Source organism: Georgenia deserti (assembly GCF_042680605.1).
In the GTDB taxonomy this organism is placed as follows: domain Bacteria; phylum Actinomycetota; class Actinomycetes; order Actinomycetales; family Actinomycetaceae; genus Allobogoriella; species Allobogoriella deserti.
The window spans coordinates 248472-269542 of the sequence record NZ_JBHUEE010000004.1 but is presented as its reverse complement, the minus strand read 5'-3'; the positions used below and the strand labels follow the sequence as shown (position 1 = coordinate 269542).

Genomic DNA, 21071 nt, shown 5'->3' with positions numbered 1-21071 from the left:
CGTACACCCCAAGGACACCCATGCGCCGATCCCTCCTCGCCCTGCCCGCCGTCCTCGTGATCACCCTCATCACCGCCTGCGGAACGACCGAGCCGCCCGCCTCCGGCGAACAGGACGACGGCGGCGGCCGGAGCGGCGAACCGGTCACCGTCACCGACGACCGCGGCGAGACCATCGAGCTGGACGGCCCCGCTCAGGACGTCGTGGGCCTCGAATGGGGCCTGGTCGAGAACCTCGTCGCGCTCGGGGTGATGCCCACCGGCGTCGCTGACGTCGAGGGCTTCCGCACCTGGGACACCGCCGTCGACCTCGAGGACTCGGTGACCGACGTCGGCACCCGCGGCGAACCGTCCGTCGACCAGATCATCGAGCTCGACCCGGACCTCGTCGTCACCACCTCAGACCTGCCCGAGACGATCATCGGTCAGCTCGAGGACGTCGGCCTGCCCGTGCTGGTGCTGCACGGCTCCGACGCCGCCGACCCGCTCGGCCACATCGACCACACCGTGGAGGTTCTCGCCCAGGCGACCGGGACGGTCGAGGAGGGCGAACAGCTCCTCGCCGACCTCGACGCGACGATCCAGGACGGGCGCGCCCGCCTCGCCGCGGCCGGCCTGGACGGCGCCCCCTTCGCCATGGCGGACGGCTGGCAGGACGGCGGCAGCGTCTCCATCCGCATGTTCACCGACGGCGCGATGCTCACCGCGCTCGGGGAGGAGCTCGGCCTGCGCAACGCCTGGGAGGGCGATGGAGATGCCGTCTACGGCCTGCAGTCGACCGACGTCGAGGGGCTGACCCAGCTCGACGAGGTCCACTTCTTCTACATCGCCAACGACACCGCTCAACCCGACCCGTTCGTCGAGGGCCTGGGCGGCAACGCGGTCTGGAACGGTCTGCCGTTCGTCCAGGCCGACCAGGTCCACCGCCTTCCCGACGGGATCTGGATGTTCGGCGGCCCCCGCTCGGCGGAACAGTACGTCGACGCCGTCGTCGACGCGCTCGCGTGACCGCGTCCACCGACACGGCGCCGCCGACGGCGCCCCAGGCACCGCTGCGGCGCACGCTCGGCATCGCCACCGTCGCGGTCGGAGCTTGCCTTCTCATCGTCCTGCTCTGCGCGATCCATCTCGCCCAGGGCACGGCGGACGTGGGCGCCCTCGACGTCCTGCGGGTCCTTCTCGGCCAGGGGGACGACCTGGGCGGCGCCGTGTTCTCCGACTCCCGCATGCCTCGCCTGCTCGCGGGCGTGCTCGTCGGGCTCGCGCTGGGAGCGGCCGGCGCCCTGCTGCAGTCCATCGCGCGCAACGCACTCGCCTCACCGGACACGATGGGGGTCAACGCCGGCGCCCACCTCGCCCTGACTGCCGTCGCCGCGCTCGGGGTCTCCCTGCCGCTCGCGCTCAACGGCGTCCTCGCCTTCGTCGGCGGCATCGCCGGTGCCGCGCTCGTGCTCGTGCTCGCGCGCGGCGGAGCCACCGGACCGACCCGGCTCATCCTCGCCGGCGCCACGATCTCCCTCGCACTGCAGGCGATGACCATGCTGCTGCTGGTCCTGCACGAGGAGGAGACGACCGGCCTGTACGCCTGGGGGAGCGGCTCGATCGTGCAGTCCGGCACGGAGACCGTCACGCGTGTCGCCCCCGCCGTCGGCCTCGGGCTGGTCGCGGCCCTGCTCATCGCCCACCGGCTGGACCTGCTGGCCCTCGGCGACGACGCAGCCTCCGTGCTCGGCGTCCCCGTGCTCCGCACGCGCGTGCTCACCGTGCTCATCGCCGTGTTCCTCTCGGCGGCCGCCGTGACCGCCGCCGGCCCGGTCGGTTTCGTGGGACTGTGCGCGCCCGCCGTCGTCCGGTTGCTGACCCCGCTCGTGCCCGGCCTGCAACGCCACCGCGTGCTCATCCCGCTCGCCGGACTGGCCGGCGTCATCGTCGTGCTCGGCGCCGACGTCGCCCTCCGCGCGGTGCTCGGCGGCGCCGGCGGTGTCGAGGTCCCCACCGGGATCGTCACCTCGCTCGTCGGCGCGGCCGTGCTCATCGTCCTCGCCCGCCGGCTGCGTGACTCCGGCCCGGTGCGACGAACCGGCGCCGCGGCCTCGGGACGCCCGCGCAGCACCCGCCGGGTGCTGGCTCTGGCCGCCGTGACGGGGGTCCTCCTCGCCGCCGCCGCCCTGGCCGGCATGCTCCTCGGCGGGCGACTCATGCTCACCGGTGACCTCGTCAACTACATCCTCGGCGACGCCGGGCGCGTGGTCTCCGCCTCCGTCACCGAACGCGGCCCGCGTGTCCTCGGCGCGGTGCTCGCCGGCGCCGCGCTCGCACTCGCCGGCACCGTCATCCAGGGCGTCGCCCGCAACCCGCTCGCCGAGCCCAGCACGCTGGGGATCACGGCCGGTGCCGGGGTCGGCGCCGTCGGCATGCTCACCCTTGTGCCCGGGGCAGGCGTGTGGTCCGTGACGACCGCCGGCGCCGCGGGCGCTCTGGTCGCTTTCGCGGTCGTCTACCTCGTCTCCTACCGGGGCGGGCTCAGCTCGGACCGGCTCGTCCTCGTCGGCATCGGGTTCGCCGCCGGAGCCTCCGCGCTGACGACCGCGATCGTGATCGTCGCCGATCCGTGGAACGTCGCGTTCGCGCTCACGTGGCTCTCCGGATCCACCTACGGTCGGGTACTCCCGCAGCTCGTGCCGCTCGCCGTGGCGTTGGCCGTGCTGATCCCGGTGGTCGCCCGGCACATCCGCGACCTCGATGTCATCTCTCTCGACGACGACGTGCCCCGGGTGCTCGGCGTGCGCCTCGAACGCACCCGGTTGCTGCTGCTCGTCGCCGCCGCCCTCCTGACCTCCGCGGCAGTCGGCGCGGTCGGCGTCGTCGGATTCGTCGGCCTGGTCGCGCCGCACGCGGCGCGTGCCCTCGTTGGGGGTCGGCACGCGCACGTGCTCCTCGTCGCCCCGCTCCTCGGCGGGCTGCTGGTCAGCGTGGCCGACACCCTCGGTCGGACCGTGATCTCCCCGGCGCAGATCCCGGCCGGCATCATCACCGCCGTCGTCGGGGCGCCCTACTTCGTGTACCTGCTGTGGCGTACCCGGGGCGGCGAACGGGCCTGACCCTGCGCGCCCGGTGGGACCGCACGGCCGCGGTGTGTCAAGGTGAGCGCCATGCCGAGGCGAGTTCATCTCCACGTCGGGGCCCCGAAGTCCGGCACGACGTACCTGCAGTCGCGTCTGCACGTCAACCGCCGTGAGCTGAGCCGGCACGGCGTCAGCTACCCGCACGGCCCGCTCGGCGACCAGCGCGTCCACTACTGGGCGGCGCTCGAGGTGACCGAGACCGACCACGGGGTCGATCCTCGCCGGGTGCACGGTGCGTGGTCCCGTCTGCTGCGCCACGTCCGCCGGGCGAGCGGCGATGTGATCCTCTCCCACGAGGTTCTCGCCAAGGCGAGTCCGGAGCAGGCCGAGCGGGTGCTGGACGACCTCGCGGCCACGGGGGCGGAGATCCACCTGGTGTTCACGGCGCGGGACCTGGCGCGGGAGCTGTCCGGTGCGTGGCAGGAGACGCTGAAGTTCGGTGGTCGGCGCCCGTTCGCGCGGTTCCTCGCCAGCGCCCGAGAGGGTGACTCGGCGTTCATGGAGGGCTTCGACCCCACGCGCGTGCTCGACGTGTGGGCGGGCGAGCTGCCGGCGCAACGGGTGCACGTGGTCACCGCGCCGCCCGCCGGCGGGCCGCCGGATCTGTTGTGGCACCGGTTCCTGGAGGCGATCGGGGTCGATCCCGCCTGGGTCCCGCACGAGGCGGTGCGCGCGAACGAGTCGGTCGGTATCCCGGAGGCGCACCTGTTGCGAAGGATCAACCGCCGCCTCGGCGATCAGGCACGCCGCGGCGGCGAGTACTCCGCACTCGTGGACGGCATCGTGGTCGGCCGTGTGCTCGGACCGCGCCGGTCCGAACGCATCACGCTCGGACCGGCCGACCACCCGTGGGTCCTCGAGCGCAGCCGGACATGGATCGAGTGGCTACGTGAGCGAGGCGTGGTGGTCCACGGGGACTTGGGGGACCTGCTGCCCGCGCCCCCGCCCGAACCCTGGACCGATCCCGACGAGCCGGTCCCGGGCAAGGTGGCCTCGGCGGCTGTCGAGGTCATCGAGGCACTGCTGGAGGAAGTCCACGCGCGTCCGCCGAGCCCGCTCGACCGCGCCCGCCGTGCCGCCGCACGCCTGCGTCGTGACGGCGCTTGACCCTGACGCAGCGTCAGGCTGAACGATGTCGACATGACCGAGACATTTCCTGCCTTCTCCCTCAGCCCCGTGCCGCAGCCCGGTCCCGAGGTCGCCCCGCCCGAGCTGTTCCGCGGCATCTACGGCATGCCGATGTTCGTCACGCTCACGACAGCGGATCTGGACGCCTCCACACGTTTCTGGACCGAAGGACTCGGCTTCTTCGAGTTCTACGCGCTGCCCGGCCAGGTGGTCCACCTGCGGCGCTGGGCATTCCAGGACGTCCTGCTCGTGCCGGGCGAGGACACCTCCGGCGCGGGACCGGGCGTGACGTTCGCCTGCGTGCTGAGCCAGCTCGACGAGATCGCCGCGGCGTGCGAACGGCTGGCACCGGGAAGCGTCACCGGACCGGCACCGACCCCCTGGAACACGACCGACGTCACGGTGACGACGCCGGAAGGGGCCCGGGTGATCATGACGGCTGCGCGGGTGTACGACCCCGACAGCCACGAGGCGCAGCAGCTGCGTGAGGGCGGCATCGACGGACCGCGGTGAGGCAGCCACCGGAGCCGCCGGCGCGGCCGTGCCGTGCCCCTGCCACACTGACCACCGTGGCAACGCAGGACGGTCTGACAGTCGGCGTCGTCGCTGCGCGCGCGGGTGTCACCGTGCGGGCGTTGCACCACTGGGACCGCATCGGCCTGGTGAGCCCGTCCCGGCGCAGCTCCGGCGGCTACCGGCTCTACACGGCCGAGGACCTGACGCGCGTGGTCAGGGTGGCCGCCTACCGTGAGCTGGGCATGCCGCTCGAGGAGATCGACCGGCTCCTCGCAGCCCCGACCGAGGACGGCACGGAGTCCCTGCGCGAGCAGCGGGACCGGCTGCGCTCCCGCGCCGAGGCCTTGCACCGCGCGGCCGACCGGCTCGACCGACTCGTGCGGGCCCGCGACCGGGGCATCCTGCTGAGCGAACAGGAGCAGCGCGAGCTGTTCGGCGACGACTGGGACCCCGCCGGCGTCGAACGCGCACGGCAGACGTGGGGGCAGAGCGAACAGTGGGCGCAGTACGCCGAACGCGGTGCCGAGCGGACGCCGGCGCAGTGGCAGGAGCTCGCCCGGCAGGCGGAGGCGCTGCACACCGAGCTCGCGGAGGCGTGCCGCACCGGGGTCTCGCCCGAGAGTGCCGAGGCGATGGCGCTCGCCGAACGTCACCGGGTCTCGATGGAAGCCTATTTCGACTGTCCGCACCATCGTCACGTGGCCCTTGGCAGGATGTATGCGTGCGGGGAGTGGGCGGAGTACTTCGACGCGCGTGAACCCGGGCTCAGCGGGTGGCTGGCGCAGGCCGTCGAGGCCAACGCCGCCGCCCACGGCGTCGACCCGGCGACGGCCACCTGGGACTGACGGCGGTCCGACAGGACGGGTCCGCACCCACCAGCGATACGAACGCGTGTTCGATACCCTGGGCGGGTGGCTGTCGTCCCGTACGCCGAGCTGCACGCGCACTCGGCCTTCAGCTTCCTCGACGGCGCGAACCTCCCGGAGGAACTCGCCGCCGAGGCGGCCAGGCTCGGCCTGAACGCTCTCGCACTGACCGACCATGACGGCCTGTACGGCGTCGTCCGTCTTGCGGAGGCGGCCCGCACGCTCGGACTTCCCACGGTGCTCGGCGCCGAGCTGGGACTGGGGACCACCGGGCGCGCAGGCGCCCACGAGGGGCCAGGAGGCGTTCCCGGGATGGACGGCATCCCCGACCCCGACGGCGAGCACCTGCTCGTCCTCGCCCGCGGGCCGGCGGGCTACGGCCGTCTCTCGCGGACCCTGGCTCGTGGCCATCTCGATTCCGGCGTCAAGGGCCGGATGAGCCTCAGTCTCGAGGAGGTGGCGGCCGACGCCGGCGGCCAGTGGCTGATCCTGACCGGCTGCCGCAAGGGCTCGGTGCGGCGCGCCCTCGAGACCGGAGGAGAGGAGGCCGCGCGCGCGGAGCTCGACCGGCTGACCTCTCTGTTCGGCCGGGACAACGTCGCCGTCGAGGTCACCGACACCGGCTCCCCGCTGGACTCGACCCGCAACGACGCGCTCGCCGAGCTCGCCCGCGGTGCCGGACTTCCCCTGGTGGCCACCGGCGCGGTGCACTGTGCCCGCCCCGCGGACCAGCGCCTCGCCGACGTCCTCGCCGCCACCCGTGCCCGCGCCTCGTTGGAGGAGATCGACGGCTGGCTGCCGGCCGCCCCGGCGCACCTCCGGTCCGGCGCCGAGATGGCCGCTCGGCACCACCGTCATCCGCAGGCCGTGCCCACGTCCGTCGAACTTGCTGCGGAATGCGCCTTCGACCTCCAGCTCGTGGCCCCGAACTTGCCGCCGTTCCCGGTCCCGGACGGCCACACCGAGGCCACCTGGTTGCGCGAGATCACCTACCGTGGCGCGGCTAAGCGGTACGGCCCGCCGGGCGCCGAACGCATCCCCGGCGCCTACGAGATGATCGAGCACGAACTGGCGACCATCATCGGGTTGGACTTCCCGGGGTACTTCCTCATCGTCCACGAGATCGTCGACTTCTGCCGCAGCCGTGGCATCCTCTGCCAGGGGCGGGGTTCCGCCGCGAACTCCGCCGTCTGCTTCGCCCTCGGCATCACCGCCGTGGACGCCGTCCAGCACAGGTTGCTGTTCGAGCGGTTCCTCTCCCCGGGTCGTTCCGGACCGCCGGACATCGACCTCGACATCGAGTCCGGTCGCCGCGAAGAGGTCATCCAGCACGTCTACGAACGCTATGGCCGGACGCACGCCGCGCAGGTGGCCAACGTCATCTCCTACCGGCCCAAGTCCGCCGTGCGTGATGCCGCCCGTGCCTTCGGTTACGACGTCGGCCAGCAGGACGCCTGGTCCAAGAGCATCGAGCGGTGGGGATCGTTGCGCAGCCGCGATGCTCCGTCGGGCGGGCCGAAGACGCGGGACGGCCGCGGGGCGGGCCCGGCCGACGACCTTGCCGGGATCCCGGAGCCGGTGCTCGACGTCGCCGACGCGATGCTGCGCCTGCCGCGGCATCTCGGTATCCACTCCGGCGGGATGGTGCTGTGCGACCGGCCGGTCATCGAGGTCTGTCCCGTCGAGTGGGCGACCATGCCCGGCAGGACCGTGCTGCAGTGGGACAAGGACGACTGCGCCGACGCCGGCCTGGTGAAGTTCGACCTGCTGGGGCTGGGCATGCTCACCGCGCTGCGCCTGGCCTTCGAGTCGGTGGCCGGCTACCGCGACGAGGCCGGCACGGCCGGTGCCGGGACAGCCGGTGACGGGACAGCGAGGACGGAACCGCTCGGTCTGCACAACCTCCCTCAGGAGGACCCCGCCGTCTACGCCCTGCTGCAGGCCGCGGACACCGTCGGTGTCTTCCAGGTCGAGTCGCGGGCCCAGATGGCGACCCTGCCGCGGTTGTGCCCGGAGAACTTCTACGACCTCGTCGTCGAGGTGGCCCTCATCCGGCCCGGCCCCATCCAGGGCGACTCGGTCAACCCCTACCTGGAACGCCGCCGCGGCCGCCAACCCGTCACCTATCTCCATCCGTTGCTCGAGCCGGCGCTGTCCAAGACCCTCGGCGTGCCGTTGTTCCAGGAGCAGCTCATGCAGATCGCGGTCGACGTCGCCGGGTTCAGCCCCGCCGAGGCGGACCAGCTCCGCAAAGCCATGGGGGCCAAGCGTTCGGACGAACGGATGGAGGCGCTGCACAGCCGGTTGCTGGACGGGATGGCCGCGCGCGGCATCGGCCCGGAGATCGGGGAGCAGATCTACGACAAGCTCAAGGGCTTCGCGGACTTCGGGTTCCCCGAGTCCCACTCGTTCTCCTTCGCCTACCTCGTCTACGCCAGCTCCTGGCTCAAGGTCCACCACCCCGAGGCCTTCTACGCTGCGATCCTCGCCGCCCAGCCGATGGGGTTCTACTCCCCGCAGACCCTCGTGGCCGATGCCCGCCGGCACGGGGTCGCCGTGCTGCGCGCGGACGTGAACTGCTCCGCCGTTCAGGCGAGCGTCCAGCAGCTCGACGAGGTGGCGGAGAACGAGGATCAGGACTGCCCGGTCCGCCCCGAGCCGGTGCCCGAGGTGGCGCACCTGGTCCGGCCCCACGCCGACCGGGCCGTCCGGCTCGGGCTCGCTCCGGTGCGTGGGGTGGGGGAGCAGACCGCGACACGGATTGTCGACGAACGCGAGGCGGGTGGCCCGTTCGCGGATGTTGCCGACCTCGCCCGGCGGGTGGATCTGACGGCGGCACAGCTCGAGTCGCTCGCCACCGCCGGGGCGCTGCGCTGCTTCGGCCTGGAGCGCCGTGAGGCCCTGTGGGCGGCCGGCGCCGTCGCCGGTGAGTACGGCACCCGGCACACCCGGCGACGCGGCACGAGTGTGCCGTCGTCGGCCTCATCGATCACGTCGTCCTCGTCACCGTCACCCGGTCAGGACGTCTGGTACCAGCCGCCGCTGCCGCTGACCGCCGTCGGTGTCGACGCACCGGCCGGGTTGCCGGCGATGGAACCGGTGGAGACCGCCGTGGCCGATGTGTGGGCCACGGGCGTCTCGCCCGACTCTTTCCCGACTCAGTTCCGCCGCGCCGACCTGACTGCCGCCGGGGTGCTGCGGATCGCCGACCTCGCCGAACGGCCGCCGGGCGAGCGGCTGCGGGTCGCCGGCGTGGTGACCCATCGGCAACGCCCGGGCACCGCGGGGGGTGTGACGTTCCTGTCCCTGGAGGACGAGACCGGCCTGCTCAACGTCGTCTGTTCCGCGGGGCTCTGGGCTCGTCACCGCCGGGTCGCCCGCACCTCGGCGGCGCTTGTCGTGCGTGGGGTGCTCGAGCGCGGCGACGGCGTGACCAACCTGCTCGCCGACGACCTCGAACCGCTCAGCCTGCTGGTCCCCTCGACGTCCCGGGACTTCGGTTGACCTCAGCCCTTCAACCCCGTCGTGGCGATACCGCTGATGATGTACCGCTGTGTGAAGATGAAGAACGCCACCACCGGGATCAGCGAGACCACCGCCATCGCGAACAACTGGCCGACGCCCGCACCGGATTCCGTGCTCACCAGGGCGTTGAGTCCCAGCGGGACGGTGTACTGCTGCGGATTCGACAGGTAGATCAGCGGTGAGAAGAAGTCGTTCCAGTTCCAGATGAAGGTGAAGATCGTCGTCGTGATCAGTGCTGGGCGCATGAGCGGCAGAATGACACTGAAGAATGTCCGCAACGGACTCGCCCCGTCGATGGCCGCGGCTTCATCGAGTTCACGAGGAACTCCCCGCAGGAACTGCACCATGAGAAAGACGAAGAAGGCGTCGGTGGCGAGCAGTTTCGGCAGCACCAGCGGCCACAGCGTGCCGACCAGGCCCGCCTGCTGGAATTCCACGTACTGCGGGATGGCGACGACGTGGTAGGGGAGCATGATCCCGGCGAGCATCAGCGCGAACATCGTGTTGCGCAGCCGGAACTCCAGCCGTGCGAACGCGTATGCCGCCAGCGAGCAGGAGATGAGATTGCCGAGGACACAGCCGCCGACGACGAGCAACGAGTTGACGATGTACCCGGGGAATCCGCTGCCGGGGCCGGCTGTCCACCCGTCGACGAAATTCTCGAACGTGAACGCTGTGGGAATCGGAGAGAACGAGCCGAGGATCTCGGATTCCGGCGTCACGGCGCTCTTGAGCAGCCACAGGATCGGATACACCATGAACACGGCGCCGAGCAGCAGGACCAGATGTTTGATCCGACGCCGCCGGACGGGAGATGTGCGGTGTGCGGTGGCCTCAGTCATTGTAGAACACCCAGTAACGCGAGAAGAGGAAATTGAGAAGCGTCAGAATGCCGATCAGGGCGAGCAGGATGCACCCGAGGGCGGACGCGTACCCCATGTTGTAGCGGGTGAATCCTTCGATATAGAGGTACAGCGTGTAGAACATTGTCGAATCCGCCGGTCCACCCGTGCCGTTACTGATGACGTGCGCCGGGGTGAACGCCTGGAACGCGTTGATCGTCTGCAGGATCACGTTGAAGAAGATGAGCGGGGTGAGCATCGGCAACGTGATCTTCAGGAACCGGGCCACGGCACCGGCGCCGTCGATCTGTGCCTGTTCGTACAGCTCGGCCGGAATCTGGCGCAGCCCCGCGAGGAAGATGATCATCGGGGAGCCGAACGTCCACACGTTCAGCGCGATCAGGGTCCAGATGCTCCACGTGGGGTTGTTCACCCAGTTGGGCAGGTCCTCGAAGCCCAGCAGACGCAGCACCTGGTTCACGCTGCCCTGGTAGCCGAACACGGTCCGCCAGAGGATGCCGATGGCCACGCTGCCGCCGATCAGCGAGGGCAGGTAGTACAGCGCCCGGTAGTAGGACAGCCCACGCACGCCCTGGTTGAGGAGCAGGGCGAGCCCGAGGGCGAGCAGGAGCTGCAACGGCACCGAGACCACCACGTACATGGCCGTCACACCGAGCGATGTGAAGAACCGTGGGTCGGCCGTGAACATCTGCACGTAGTTCTCCGCACCGATGAAGGTCGGATTGCCGAGCAGATTGAAGTCGGTCAGGGACAGATAGACCGACGCCAGCAGCGGACCTGCCGTCAGTACCAGGAACCCGAGGGTCCACGGACCCAGGAAGACGGCGAGATACCCGAACCGGGTACGCCGGACACCGCCGCGGCGGGGCGAACGCCGCGGCGGCGTGGCGGCGGCCGGTTCGGCCGACGTCGTGCCGTGCTTGGTCGTGATGCTCACTGCTGCCACGTACTCCTGCCCGTCATCTCAGCCTCGGTCCAGCTGGCGCTGCAGGTCGGCCATCCCCGCAGCCACCGCATCGCCGATCGGCTGACCGCCGTTGAAGATGTTGTCCGCCGTGTCCTCGATGAGGCTCTGCCAGTCCGCTCCGGCCGGCGGCGGCTCGGGGCGTAGGCGCATCGGCTGCTGGTCGATGCGGTCCTGCATCTCGATGATCTTCAGATCGGTCTCGTCCCCGAGATCGCGGATCGCGTCCACGACGTCGGGGTTGACCGGGATGCCCGAGGCGAGACCGACCATCTCCGCGCCGCTGGGGTCGTTGAGCATGTAGTCGACGAAAGCGCCGGCGGTCGCGGCGTTCTCCGTGACCGCCGAGATCGGGATGCGGGTGTAGTAGTGGAACTGGTAGTCCTCACCTGCAGATGGCGCCACCGGGTACTTCGCGAGCTGCAGATCGTGGCCCTGAGAGAAGCCCGCGTTGTCCGCGAACTGGTTGAGCTGGACCATGTAGAGCGCTGTCTGGTGGTTGGTCTGGGTCCACTGGGTCTGACCGGCGGTGATCTCCGGGGGCATGACCGCGCCGGCGTCGATGCCGTTCTGCCAGAACTGGTACCAGTCGGCCAGGACGGCCTCGTCGAAACCGATGTTGCCCTCCTGGTCGAAGACCTCGGCGCCCTGCTGCCGGATCCACATGTGGGCGTGCTGGTAGAAGGACGCCTGCGTGGCGATACCCCAGTTCCCGTCACCGGCGGCATCGGCGTACTCCTGCGCGAGCGCCATGAAGTCGTCCCAGTCCCAGGACTCGTCGTCGGGCACGCCGTCGATGCCGACGTCGGACAGTGCGGTCGTGTCGATCTGGATCGCCGGGCTGTACTGGCTGTAGACCAGCGCGTTGAGCACACCGTCGATGCGCCACGAGTCCACCTGGTCGGCCGGGATGGCGCTGAGATCCAGCACGCCGGACGGGAGTGTCTCGACGTCGAGCAGCACGTCGTTCGCGGCGTAGCTCGTCACCTGGTTGGCCGGTAGCCAGAAGACGTCCGGGAGGTCACGGCCACCCGCCTGGACGGCGATCCGGTCGAGATAGGCCGAGTACTCCGCCGGCTCGACCTGCACGGTCACTTCGGGCTCCTGCTCGCTGAACGCCTGGGCGAACTGTGTGTACACCTCCTGGCGCTGCGCGTTGCCCCACCAGGCGAAACGCACCGTGCCACCGATCTCGCCGTCGCCCCCGCCGGAAGCGCTGTTACCCGAACAGGCGGCGAGCATCCCGGCGAGGGCGGCGCCGCCACCGAGCCCCAGCACGCCACGGCGGCTCATCGGCGTGGTGAGCCGCCGTCCTTGTGGTCCGTACATCTCGACTCCTTCGTCATCGGTTGGGTCTTGACGGGCCGCGCCGACCACGCCGGGCACGCGTCATCCCGGCCGGTGGCGTCGTGATGCCCCGCCGCTCGTCAGAGGCTGCGCCGTCGTGGCTGCCGCGGTGGGCAGGTCAATAGTTGCGCGGCGAGACATACGTGGGCAACGCGCAATCCGGCCCACTCTGTGTGCAGATTTGCAACCCCTCAGGTGGCCGGTCGCTGATCCTCCAGCCGACCCAGCAGATCGATCCGCCGGTCGGCGACCAGGCTCTGGAGGAGGTCGATGACGGCGCGCACCCGCTTCAGCCGTGCGTGCTCGCTGGACAGCGCCAGCCAGTACTTCCGGCGGAAGGCGAGCTCGGGCAGGACCGGGACGAGCCGTGGATCCTGGGCGGCGATGTACTGCGGAAGCGGGGCGATACCGGCACCGGCCGCCGCCGCCTGCCACTGCGCGACCACGTTCGTGGACTGCAGCCTGGGCTGGACCGGTAGTCGCTGCAGGAGCTGCAACGCCGGCAGGTTGAGCAGGTGGTCGACGTAGAAGACGATCACGTGTTCGCCCAGATCCTCGATCCGCTCGATCGGCGGGTGTGCGGCGAGATAGTGCGGCGTCGCGTACAGCCGCAGGACGTAGTCCGTCAGCAACCGGTACGCGAACCGCGACGACGACGGCTTCTCGAGCGTGACGGCGACGTCGAACCCCCGCACCGCCTCGTCGAGGTGCCGCGTGGCGGTGACCATCTCGACCACGAGTTCCGGATGCCGGGCGTTCAGCGCCGGCAGCGCCGGCGCGAGCAGGAACGCCCCGAACGCGTCAGGGCAGGTGATGCGGACCGTGCCGGTCAGCGAGTCGCCGTCGATCCCGAGGCGCTCCTCGGCGACGGCCAGCGCGGTGTCGACGCTCTCGGCCGGGCTGAGCAGCGCCTCACCGGCATGGGTGAGGATCCAACCCCCTTCGGTGCGGTCGAAGAGTCGCTGACCGACCGAGCGTTCGAGCGCGCCGATACGCCTGCTGACGGTGGTGTGGTCGACGCCGAGCTGCGCGGCGGCCCGGACCAGCCGCCCCCGCTGGGCGACGGCGAGGAAGTAGCGAAGATCGTCTGCGGACATCATGGAATCGAGGCGCCTCCTTGCACGACTTGGGCGAGACGGCCCGCGGTGGGCGGGCTTGGGCAAATGCGCACACCAGCCGTGGAAGGTTGGCCGTTGAGCGGGGTGGTGCGCCGCGACATCGTAAGAGGCGGCAAGCATCGACGACGCTGAGTGCTCAGCAGGGCACCGCCCGAGGAGACGAAGGATCTATGGCGAACATCGCCGTTGTCGGACTGGGAAACATGGGGGCTCCGATGGCCGCTCACCTGGTTCAGGCGCAGCACGACGTATCCGGCTACGACCCGTCCACCGAGGCCTCGGAACGGGCGCGATCGCACGGTGTGCGGATCGCGTCCGACGTCACCGACGCCGTCGGCCGGGCCGAGATCGTGCTCACCATGCTTCCGGACGGCGGCGTGGTCGAGGAGGTCCTCACCGGTAGTCGCGGCGCGCTGGCGGCGCTGCCGTCCGGCGGCCTGGTCATCGACTCGTCCACCATCGACGTCGGCACCGCACGCCGGATGCACGAGGCGGCGGCCGCGGCCGGACACCGGTATCTCGACGCGCCGGTCTCCGGCGGAATGACCGGCGCCCAGGCCGGCACGCTGACCTTCATGGTCGGCGGCGACCCGGGCGTCCTCGCCGAGGCCGAGCCGGCCCTGCTCGCGATGGGAGCCCGGGCCGTCCACGCCGGCGGACCCGGCGCCGGGGCCGCGGCGAAGATCGTCAACAACATGCTGCTGGGCATCTCACTGACAGGGGTCTGCGAGGCCTTCACCCTCGCCGGCCGCCTCGGACTGGACGCCGCGGTGTTCTACGACATCGCCACCACCTCCACCGGGGACTGCTGGGCACTGCGGAACTGGACCCCGGTACCGGACCTCGTGGCCAGTGCACCGGCCAGCAACGACTTCCGGCCGGGCTTCTCGACGGACCTCATGCTCAAGGACCTCCGACTGGCGTGCGAAGCCGCCGACTCCGTGGGCGCGCCGCTCGACGCCGCCCGCACGGTGCGCGCGCTGTTCACCGACCACGCCGAGCGTGGCGCCGGCCCGCGCGACTGCTCCTCGCTCATCGAGCTCGTGGGGCAGGAGCGTTGATGGGCGAGGTCCGACTGCTCCCCGACGACGATGTTCGGCTGGACGAGGTCACGCGGTGGGCCGCCGACCGGCTACGGGACGTGCTGACGGCCCGGGGTGTGCGCGTGGGCGACGGCCCCGGTGTCGCCTCCGACGACGTCGGGATCGCGCTGCGCCTGGCAGGTGCGCAAGACGGCGGCGATGGCGAGGCTCCGAGTGAGCCGGAGTCGTTCGGCCTCGACCGCGCCGCCGACGGGACGCTGACTGTGACGGGCGCCGACCCACGCGGTCTCCTCTACGGCGTCCTCGAGCTCGCGGACACCGCCGAGCACGCCGACGACCCGGTGGCGGCACTTCGCGATGTCCGGCCCGGTACCCATGCTCCGGCCACCCGCGTGCGCGGGGTGCTGCGCACCCTGACGAGCGACGTGCAGGATCTGTCCTGGTTCCATGACCGGGAGTTCTGGGACGAGTACCTCACTCACCTGGCCACGCACCGGATCAACCGGTTCCACCTGGCCCTCGGGATGCAGTACAACTATTCGCACGATCCCGACGTCCAGGACAACTATCTGGCGTTCGCCTATCCCTTCCTCGTCGCGCCGGAGGGATTCGACGTCCGTGCCCGCGGCGTCGACGATGCCGAACGGGACCGGAACCTCGAATCGCTGCGGTACATCGCGCAGGCGGCGCACCGGCGCGGTCTGCACTTCCAGCTCGGTCTGTGGAACCACGCCTACGCGTTCCCGGAGAGCCCGCGCGAGCGCTATCCCGTCGAAGGCCTGACCCCGCAGACGCACGCCGAGTACTGCCGCGCCGCCCTGCGCGAGGTATTGACCGCGTGCCCGGACATCGACGGCGTGACCGTGCGCGTCCACTACGAGGGTGGCGTGCACGAGCCCACCCACGAGTTCTGGTCGGTCGTGCTGCAGGGCCTGTCCGACGTCGGGCGGCCGATCGAGCTCGACATGCACTCCAAGGGCGTGGACGCCCGGATCCTCGACGCCGCGCGCGCACGGGCGGGCCGGTTCGTCGTCTCGGCGAAGTACTGGGCCGAACACCTCGGCCTGCCCTACCACCAGGCCGCGGTACGGGAGATGGAGTACGCCAAGCCCGAGCGCGAAGGCCTCAGCGGTGTCACCCGCGGCGCCCGGCGCTTCACCCGCTACGGCTACGGCGACTTCCTCCGCGACGACCGCGACTTCGACCTCGTCTTCCGCGTCTGGCCCGGCACCCAACGCGTCCTGCTCTGGGCGGACCCGGACCAGGTGGCCGGCATCGCCCGCTCCACGGCGGCGATCGGCGGAGCAGGGGTGGAACTGTGTGAACCGCTGTCGTTCCTCGGACGCAAGACCACCGGGACCTACGGCGGCCGCCAGCCGTACGTCGGCTCCGACCTGCGCACGCCCGGCGACCCGTGGACCAAGTACGCCCGCACCTATCGGTTGTGGGGGCGGCTGCTCTACGACCCGGACCCGGACGACCGGGCAGGGACTGCCCGGGACCTGGACCGTACCTACGGGGCCGCGGGGCGCGACGTCGGCGCTGCGCTGTCCGCCGCGAGCAAGGTCCTGCCGCTGGTCACCACGTACCACTCGCCGAGCGCCTCGAACAACTTCTACTGGCCCGAGATGTACGTGAACATGCCGCTGGCGCGCTCCGGCCGTTCCGCGCACTACGCGTTCGACACCCCCGAGCCGGGGACGGTCGGTGCGGTCAGCCCGTTCGACCCCGAGATGTTCGCCAGCATCGACGCGTTCGCCGACGAGGTGGTGGAAGGACGACGCTCCGGCAAGTACACCCCGCTCGAGGTCGCCCAGTGGCTGGACGGCCTGGCCGAGTGTGCCGACCAGCACCTCGCGGCCGCCACGGCGCGCGCCGCGGACGGTGACGCGCAGTTCCGCCGCGCGAGCCTGGACATCACCGTGCAGAGCCGGCTGGCCACGTTCTACGCCGAGAAGACCCGGGCCGGTCTCGCCTATGCGCTCCACCTGCGCACCCGGTCGGCCGCTCACCTCCACGACGCCGTCGGGCACTACACCCGGGCCCGTGACGCGTTCGCGGCGGTCGTGGACCTCACCACCGGGACCTATGCCCCTGATCTGGCCTTCGGAGACCGGATCTCCGAACGCGGCCACTGGGCCGATCGCCTGCCCGCGATCGAGGACGACCTCGCCGAGTTGCGGGAGGAGCTCGCGCAGCTCCCGGACTCCGGCCACGACGACCGCACCCTGCCGGCCGTGCCGACCCGTCGCCCGCAGGTGGCGGTCGACGTGCCGGCCGACTACGTCCGCGGCGAGGCCGTCCGTGTCCGGGTCACCGTCCCGGCCGACCTCGACTGCCGGGTCGACCTGCATTACCGTCCCCTCAACCAGGGCGAGGAGTGGACGACGGCGCCGACGAGTGCCGCCGGACGCACCCACACCGGCACTGTCCCGGAGGAGTACACCCAGTCGGTCTATCCGCTCGAGCTCTATGTCACCGTGCACGGCGCGCACGGGGACGCGTGGATCGTGCCTGGCTTCGACGAGATCCTCAGCAACCAGCCGTACCTGGTGCTGCGGGCGGAGGGGCGGCCGGCGTGAGGATCGAGGCCGTCGAGACGCTGGTACGCGACAAGGTCGCCGTCGTCCGGGTGCGCACCGATGACGGTGTGACCGGCATCGGGCAGAGTGCACCGTACGAGGCGGCGATCACCGCACACGTGCTGCACACCATGGTCGCTCCGATGTTCCTCGGGCGGGACCCGTGGGACGTCGAGGTGCTCGTGGACGCCTGTTTGCGGCGCCACTACAAGTTCTCCGGGGGCTTCCTGCACCGCGCCGTCGCCGGGATCGACACCGCCTTGTGGGACGTGCTCGGGAAGGTCACCGGGCGGCCGGTGGCCGGTCTCCTCGGCGGTATCGCCCGCACGGAGGTTCCGGTGTACGGCTCGTCCATGCTGCGCTCGACGACGCCGGGTGAGGAGGTGGACCGTCTCGCCTCCGCCGTGGATGAGCACGGCTACGGCGGCGTGAAGCTGCGGATCGGAGAGGCCATGGGCCGCGACGGTGATGCCGCCCCCGGGCGTACCGAGACGCTGGTCCCGCTCGCTCGGCGCCACCTGGGCGATGCGGTGGACATCGCGGCCGACGCCAACGGCGGGTACACCGCCGCGGCGGCGGTCACCGTCGGCCGGCTGCTCGAGCACCACGGGTACGCGCACTTCGAGGAGCCGTGCCCGTTCGAGGACGTCCGCTCCACCGGTCAGGTGGCCGCGGCACTCGACATCCCGGTGGCCGGGGGCGAGCAGGACCATTCCCTGGCCCGGTACATCGAGCTGGTGCACACGGTCGACGTCGTCCAACCCGACATCGGCTATATCGGCGGCCTCTCCCGTGCCCGCAAGGTGGCCACACTCGCCGAGGCCGCCGGCATGCCGTGCACGCTCCACTGCGCGAACGACTCCCTGCTGCAGGTCTTCTCCGTGCACCTGGCGGCCGCGATGCCCGCCTGCTTCCAGCGACAGGAGTGGAGCATCGAGACGACCTCGTGGACGGACGGGATCTACGGTCCCGTGCTCGAGGTCCGCGACGGCAGCGTCGCGGTCCCGACCGCTCCCGGCTGGGGGATCGAACTCGACCCCGGCTTCCTGCGCGACGCCGACCTGACGACCACTCGATAGCCGAAGGACACCATGACCACGCAGACCTCAGTCCCGACCCTGACCCACTGGATCGGCGGGGAGCCGGCCGCCGGACGTTCCGGGCGCACCGCACCCGTGCACGACCCGGCGACCGGCGAGGTCATCGCCACCGTCCCGCTCGCCTCCGAGGAGGACGTGGCGTCCGCGGTCGCCTCGGCGGCGCGCGCCTTCCCCGGCTGGCGCGACACCTCGCTGGCGCGGCGCACCCAGATCCTGTTCCGGTTCCGGGAGCTGCTCAACGCCCGCAAGGACGAGCTCGCGGCGATCATCACCGCCGAGCACGGCAAGGTGCTTTCCGACGCGCTCGGCGAGATCACCCGCGGGCTCGAGGTCGTCGAGTTCGCCTGCGGCGCCGGCCACCTGCTCAAGGGCGCCATGTCCGAGGACGCCTCCACCGACATCGACGTCACCACCATCCGCCAGCCGCTGGGCCCCGTGGCGATCGTCTCGCCGTTCAACTTCCCGGCCATGGTGCCGCTCTGGTTCTTCCCGGTGGCGATCGCCGCCGGCAACACCGTCGTGCTCAAGCCCTCGGAGAAGGATCCCTCTGCGGCGTTGTGGCTGGCCGAGCTGTGGCGCGAGGCGGGCCTGCCGGCCGGCGTCTTCACCGTGGTCAACGGCGACGGGACCACCGTCGAGGCGATCCTGGACGCGCCCGAGGTGGCCGCGGTCTCCTTCGTGGGATCCACCCCGGTGGCCAGGCACGTGTACCGGACCGCGACGGCGGCGGGAAAGCGTGTCCAGGCCCTGGGCGGTGCGAAGAACCATATGGTGGTCCTGCCCGATGCGGACGTGGATATCGCGGCCGACGCCGCCGTCAACGCCGGCTACGGGTCGGCGGGCGAACGGTGCATGGCGATCTCCGTCGTGGTCGCCGTCGGCCCGGTCGCGGACCCGCTGGTGGAACGGATCGCGGAGCGGACCACCCGGCTCCGCGTGGGTGACGGCCGCCGCGGGTGCGACATGGGCCCCCTGATCACCCAGGAACACCGGGACCGGGTCGCCGGCTACATCGACGCCGGCCGGCAGGCCGGTGCGCAGGTGGTCCTGGACGGGCGCGACGTCGAGCCGGACGGCGCCTCCGGCGGCTACTGGCTCGGGCCGACTCTGCTGGACCACGTCACCACCGACATGTCGGTCTACCGGGACGAGATCTTCGGCCCGGTCCTCGCCGTGGTGCGGGTCGAGACTTACGACGAGGCCCTCCGCCTCGTCAACGCCGGCGCCTACGGCAATGGCACCGCGCTGTTCACCCGCGACGGCGGCGCCGCCCGCCGCTTCCAGCACGACGTCGAGGTGGGCATGGTGGGGATCAATGTGCCGATCCCGGTGCCGGTCGCGTACCACTCCTTCGGCGGCTGGAAGCAGTCCCTGTTCGGGGACACTCACGCGTACGGCACCGACGGTGTGCACTTCTACACCCGGGGGAAGGTCGTCACCTCGAGATGGCCGGAGGCCGACGTCGCGGGCGTGAACCTCGGCTTCCCGCAGAACCGCTGACGCTCACGGCTCGGGCGTGGCGGAGTTCGTGCGCTCGACAGCCTCGCGCGCCGCGTTCCTGACCTCGGGCAGCCGTTCGAGCGGCGGATCTGTCTGACGGATCGCGGAGTAGACCGCCCAGCTGACCGCGAGGATCGGGATGGCGATGATCGCCCCGAGCAACCCCGCGAGGAACGTCCCGGCTGTGACGCCGACGGCGACGACGACCGGGTGCAGGGACACCTGCCGGCCCATGACCAGCGGTTGCAGGATGTGCCCCTCGATCTGGCCGATGAGTGCGATGCCCAGCACCACGATCACGAAGTCGACGAAGCCGCCGGCCGCGAGCGCGACCACACCGGCGATGATCATCGCCAGCGGCGCACCGATGAGCGGGATGAATGCGCCGATGAACACCAGCACGGCGAGCGGGGCCGCCAGCGGGACGCCGACGATCGTCAGCAGCACGAACGCCATGACACCGTCGGCGAAGGCCACGATGGCCGTTCCGCGCGCGTAGCCGGAGAACGTGTACCAGCCGGCGGTGGCCGCGAGGTGGGTCTTGGTCCGGTTGCGGGCGGGAAGCTGGTTGAGGAACCACAGCCACATCCACTCGCCGCGGGCGAGGAAGAACACGGTCAGGAACAGGCTCAGCGCCAGGATCATGAACACGATCGTCACGGCGCCGGCGTTGGTGACCACCTGACTGGCGAGGTCGCCGGCGTTCTCCTGGACGTAGGAGGTGGCCTCGCTGACGGCGTTGTTGATGCCCTCGTAGATCTCAGCCTGCGTGATGTGGAACGGCAGCGGTCCACTCTCGAGGAAGTCGAGGATCTGCTGGATGCCGTCCTGGAACCGATCGGCGAGATCGGCCCACTGCCCGATCACCGAGGAGACCACGTACGTGAGCAGGCCGGCGATGACGAGGAAGGAGCCGAGCAACGAGATGAGCACGGCGAGCGGTCGCGGCATCCATCGCGCCAGGCCGCTGACCACCGGGTAGAGGACGGAGGTGATCACCAACGCCAGGAACACCGCGGTGAAGACCATCTGGATCCGGGCCGTGGCGAAGACGACCATGCCCACGACGATGACGATGCCGATGAGCAGCCACGCCGCGGTTCCGTAGGTGCGGATCCAGCGGGGGACGCCGTCGCCTGCCCCGTCGGCGCGGACGGCCCGGTCCGGGAGCCGGCGCACGCTCAGGCGGGATGCGCTGGACGGACGCACGCGGCTGCCGCCCGGCTCGTCCGCACCGACAGTGTGTGCGGTCACCACGCTCGCCGGGGAGATGATCTGGTCGACAGCGGTCGGCCGCACGGGGCGGACCCGTTGGCGGACACGCCGGCCCATCCGGCTCACCCGCCCGAGCAGCCGCCTGGGTTCGCGCTCCTCTGCCATCGCCGCTCAGTCTGC

General features: G+C 71.1%; 15 protein-coding genes. 10 read left to right on the top strand and 5 right to left on the bottom strand.

All coding sequences use genetic code 11. The features are described 5' to 3' along the window. The first annotated feature begins 20 nt into the window (after positions 1-20). The 6 genes from ACFSE6_RS09710 (at position 21) to ACFSE6_RS09685 (ending at position 9138) form a co-directional block, all read left to right on the top strand. A complete protein-coding gene (locus ACFSE6_RS09710; RefSeq protein ID WP_388005733.1) occupies positions 21-1007 on the top strand; it encodes an ABC transporter substrate-binding protein in 987 nt (328 codons plus the stop codon). Continuing rightward, entirely contained in the window at positions 1004-3100 is a 2097-nt protein-coding gene (locus ACFSE6_RS09705) for an iron ABC transporter permease (RefSeq protein WP_388005730.1), read from the top strand. Before ACFSE6_RS09710 ends, ACFSE6_RS09705 begins: the two co-directional genes overlap by 4 nt. A 51-nt stretch (positions 3101-3151) precedes the next feature. Beyond that, positions 3152-4231, top strand: a complete 1080-nt coding sequence (locus tag ACFSE6_RS09700; protein WP_388005727.1) for a hypothetical protein — start codon at positions 3152-3154, stop codon at positions 4229-4231. A gap of 33 nt (positions 4232-4264) precedes the next feature. Beyond that, positions 4265-4765 carry a VOC family protein gene (locus ACFSE6_RS09695; protein WP_388005724.1) on the top strand — a complete coding sequence of 167 codons (501 nt, stop codon included), beginning with the start codon at positions 4265-4267 and terminating at the stop codon, positions 4763-4765. A gap of 56 nt (positions 4766-4821) precedes the next feature. After that, positions 4822-5613 (top strand): MerR family transcriptional regulator, encoded by a 792-nt coding sequence (locus ACFSE6_RS09690; RefSeq protein ID WP_388005722.1) that lies wholly within the window; start codon positions 4822-4824, stop codon positions 5611-5613. Positions 5614-5679: 66 nt separating this feature from the next. Then, on the top strand, positions 5680-9138 hold the full coding sequence (locus tag ACFSE6_RS09685; protein ID WP_388005719.1) for an error-prone DNA polymerase: 3459 nt from the start codon (positions 5680-5682) through the stop codon (positions 9136-9138). Positions 9139-9140: 2 nt separating this feature from the next. Here ACFSE6_RS09685 and ACFSE6_RS09680 read toward each other — a convergent pair whose 3' ends face one another. From ACFSE6_RS09680 to ACFSE6_RS09665, 4 genes are all read right to left on the bottom strand, one after another. Beyond that, entirely contained in the window at positions 9141-10001 is an 861-nt protein-coding gene (locus ACFSE6_RS09680) for a carbohydrate ABC transporter permease (RefSeq protein WP_388005716.1), read from the bottom strand. Next, positions 9994-10959, bottom strand: a complete 966-nt coding sequence (locus tag ACFSE6_RS09675) for a carbohydrate ABC transporter permease (RefSeq protein WP_388005713.1) — start codon at positions 10957-10959, stop codon at positions 9994-9996. Before ACFSE6_RS09675 ends, ACFSE6_RS09680 begins: the two co-directional genes overlap by 8 nt. A gap of 27 nt (positions 10960-10986) precedes the next feature. After that, positions 10987-12315 (bottom strand): ABC transporter substrate-binding protein, encoded by a 1329-nt coding sequence (locus ACFSE6_RS09670; RefSeq protein WP_388005710.1) that lies wholly within the window; start codon positions 12313-12315, stop codon positions 10987-10989. A gap of 209 nt (positions 12316-12524) precedes the next feature. Further along, entirely contained in the window at positions 12525-13433 is a 909-nt protein-coding gene (locus ACFSE6_RS09665) for a LysR family transcriptional regulator (RefSeq protein WP_388005707.1), read from the bottom strand. Positions 13434-13450: 17 nt separating this feature from the next. Here ACFSE6_RS09665 and mmsB point away from each other — a divergent pair, with 17 nt between their 5' ends. Genes mmsB through ACFSE6_RS09645 form a run of 4 tightly spaced genes read left to right on the top strand, consistent with a single transcriptional unit; the run spans position 13451 to position 19676 of the window. Further along, positions 13451-14512: a 3-hydroxyisobutyrate dehydrogenase gene (gene mmsB / locus ACFSE6_RS09660; RefSeq protein WP_388005704.1), complete on the top strand. Its 1062-nt coding sequence runs from the start codon at positions 13451-13453 to the stop codon at positions 14510-14512. Further along, the gene (locus tag ACFSE6_RS09655; protein ID WP_388005701.1) at positions 14512-17076 is read left to right on the top strand and encodes a hypothetical protein; all 2565 of its coding nucleotides are present in this window, start codon (positions 14512-14514) and stop codon (positions 17074-17076) included. Before mmsB ends, ACFSE6_RS09655 begins: the two co-directional genes overlap by 1 nt. Beyond that, positions 17073-18155 (top strand): mandelate racemase/muconate lactonizing enzyme family protein, encoded by a 1083-nt coding sequence (locus ACFSE6_RS09650; protein ID WP_388005698.1) that lies wholly within the window; start codon positions 17073-17075, stop codon positions 18153-18155. Before ACFSE6_RS09655 ends, ACFSE6_RS09650 begins: the two co-directional genes overlap by 4 nt. A 12-nt stretch (positions 18156-18167) precedes the next feature. Next, complete coding sequence (locus tag ACFSE6_RS09645) at positions 18168-19676, top strand: CoA-acylating methylmalonate-semialdehyde dehydrogenase (protein ID WP_388005695.1); 1509 nt, start codon at positions 18168-18170, stop codon at positions 19674-19676. A 3-nt stretch (positions 19677-19679) separates the two neighbouring features. On the opposite strand, the gene ACFSE6_RS09640 is transcribed toward ACFSE6_RS09645, so the two are convergent. Next, positions 19680-21056 carry an AI-2E family transporter gene (locus tag ACFSE6_RS09640; RefSeq protein ID WP_388005692.1) on the bottom strand — a complete coding sequence of 459 codons (1377 nt, stop codon included), beginning with the start codon at positions 21054-21056 and terminating at the stop codon, positions 19680-19682. Between the last annotated feature and the right edge of the window lie 15 nt (positions 21057-21071).